A 2,789-nucleotide genomic window follows, 5' to 3' on the forward strand; every position below is an offset into this window, starting at 1 on the left:
CTCTGCTCTTTCTTCTTCTTTAAGAGCTTTTTGTAAGTTTTTCTTTTCTTCTAAGTCTAGGAAATCTTTGGCTGGCATAAGTAGGATTTTTCTAAAATTACTATTTCTATTTTAGGTGGTTTAAGTGCGTTTTAGCTTATCCGCAGTGGGGTCAACTGTTACAGTCGCAGTGGATGAACCAGCAGCAAAGGTGACGCTGGTGGGAATAGAAGTGTAATCGGTTCCATTAGTAGCTGTCCCCCCAACTGTATAGTTAACCGTTAAAGGATTAGTGGTTACTCCGTTACGGGTGAAGGTATAAACCAGATTGGTTGTCCCGTCTTCGGTAACACTACTGGGAGCAACTGCTAGGGTGACACTGGTATCATCATTGATAATTGTTCCCGTCACTGGAGTAGTCGTACCTACTGTATAACCTGTCCCAGAAGCGAGGGTTAAAATGACAGTTTCATCGGGTTCAACTGTGGTGTCAGCAGTGGGGTCAACGGTTACGGTAGTAGTGGATGAACCAGCAAGGAAATTCACTGTCCCTGATGTCGCTGTGAAACTGGCTGCACCGGTTTGAGTGTAATCTGTGCTAAATGTCGCTGTTCCCCCAACTGTATAATTTACTGTCAAAGCATTTGTTGTTACTCCTGTACGGGTGAAGGTATAGACTAAGTTGGCTGTCCCGTCTTCACTAACACTGGCAGGATTTATCGCTAAAGTAATACTCTGGTCGTCATCGATAATTGTTCCAGTTACTGCTGTGGCTGTACCCACTGTATAACCAGTTCCTGAAGCGAGAGTTAAAGCGACGGTTTCGTTGGGTTCAACTGTAGCATCTGCTGTCGGGTCAATTGTTACGGTCGCAGTGCTAGAATTCGCGGCAAAAATGACGGTTCCTGTAGTTCCAGAAAAAGTGTTCGCACCAGTTTGGGTATAGTCTGTATTAAAAGCAGCCCCGCCACCAACAGTAAAGTTCACTGTTAAAGGACTGGCTGTAGAACCTGTACGGGTAAAAGTGTAAACTAGATTTTGTGTTCCATCTTCGAGGACGCTGGCGGGGCTGACAGAGAGGGTGACATTAACAGACTGTACTTCATTATCAGCGATAACTATCGTAGCGCTATTCGGTGTTCCCAAATCGTAACTGATAGTATCAGTTAATGACAGAATTACAGTCTCATTCCCTTCTGTCACAGTATCATCAGTTGGAGTAACCGTAATCGTCGTAGCAGCCTGTCCTGCCGGAATAGTTATGCTCGTAGGAAGAGCGTTATAATCACTGCTACTAGCAGTTCCTGAAATTGAGTAAATTACGGTTAAAGGACTGGCTGTGCTACCTGTCCGACTGATAGTAAATGTGCCAGGATTGACGGGCGTACCTTCACCAGCGTTGGCATCAGTAGCAGTCACGGTTACAATAGTTGGGTTGCCAAAACTGCCTGCTTGAATGAAGACTGCCGAGTCGAAAATAAAGTCAGTCGTATCAGCAATTGCCAGCTTTATTGTCGCAGGAATTCCAGGGGCAAGCTTGTCAGCAGTTGCACTCAATACCGTTGTAAAACCATCGAATTGGTTGTCGAAAGTACCCCCAGTATTTGAAATAAAAAATGCCGAGTTAGTGACAGGGCTGACATTATTGATAGAAACAGGCGTTGTTGTCCCAGGAATGAGAGCAATATTTTGCCCATTCACGAAAAAAGCAAAAACGTCATTAAACTGCGAACCAACATACTCAGGATACTCTTCGGACGCAAAGACAAAAGCGAAGCTGATAGTGCTAGATAACGGAATAAAGTTAAACTGCAATACTGCCGCATCATTTGTAGTATTCGGTGTGACTATACTATTTAGATCTGTGTCACCTAATTGAGAATTATTAGCGCCAGCAGAACTACTGTTGTTTGGACCTGTGGCCAGAGCAATATTCCCGCTGCTGAGAACAATCCCCCCATTGATGCCTAAACCTGCTGCTAGTCCGCCACTAAAAAGTCCTGCTGCAACATTAGCACCTGTAAAACTGATACTGCTTACTGTAACACCAGAGCCGACTAAAGCGGTAACAAGATTGGCCGCAGTTACGCTATTCAAATCGGTTGTAGTTAGACTACTCTGTTCAATCTGAATTTGCTGTCCATCAATCTCAACAATAGCAGTATCATTTTCTAATTTAAGCACTTGCAACTGCTGACTAGATAAACTCTCTCCTGACACCAACTCTGCAAAAATTGCCCCCTCATCTCCCGCACTATCCACCTGATTAATTTGAGCATCCACATAATGCCCAATTTCTTCTAAAATTACATTAACTATCGCTGCTGAGGAAGCCGTATTTAAAAAAGATGCTGATAGATAAATCTTATTGGTACTGCTGGAATATGCACCATTTGCCGTCCCTAAAACTTGAGGACTAAGTATCTCAATTGGGGGAAGTTGACTGAAATTTCGGCTTCGCCACTGCTGTTGTAATTCCGTCGCCTTAACCACATCATAACTTGTGCCAAAAGCAGTTTCTAAATTCGCCCAAAAACCGTCAGATTGAGCGAAATTAAACAAAATATCGTAAACAGAAGGAAAGAACGGCAAAAGAGAAGAAGTCATGACATTGACAGCAAAAGTTGGCCAATTCAAGTCTGAATTGCATCACTGTCTGATCTATCTTCATAGAATACCTCATTCGGGGTACGATAGTCAAGACATTTTCGAGGACGATTGTTAATCAAGTTTACGGCTCTTTCCACCTCCTCTGGCTTAACAATTTTAAAATTCGTTCCCTTGGGAAAAAATTGTCTTAATAGTCCATT

Annotated in this window: 1 protein-coding gene and 1 pseudogene; both read right to left on the reverse strand. The window is 43.2% G+C overall.

What is annotated here, in order from left to right; translation table 11 throughout:
* Positions 1-120 precede the first annotated feature (120 nt).
* Positions 121-2,586 carry a choice-of-anchor L domain-containing protein gene (locus tag O9300_RS16365; RefSeq protein WP_287972785.1) on the reverse strand — a complete coding sequence of 822 codons (2,466 nt, stop codon included), beginning with the start codon at positions 2,584-2,586 and terminating at the stop codon, positions 121-123.
* Between the two features lie 26 nt (positions 2,587-2,612).
* Positions 2,613-2,789, reverse strand: a pseudogene (locus O9300_RS16370) (IS30 family transposase); the annotation flags it as partial.

Source organism: Microcystis sp. LE19-195.1E, assembly GCF_027532095.1.
GTDB lineage: Bacteria > Cyanobacteriota > Cyanobacteriia > Cyanobacteriales > Microcystaceae > Microcystis > Microcystis aeruginosa.

Coding starts and splice junctions, on each gene's coding strand:
- O9300_RS16365 (WP_287972785.1), bottom strand. CDS start 2,586: ATGACTTCTTCTCTTTTGCCGTTCTTTCCTTCTGTTTACGATATTTTG.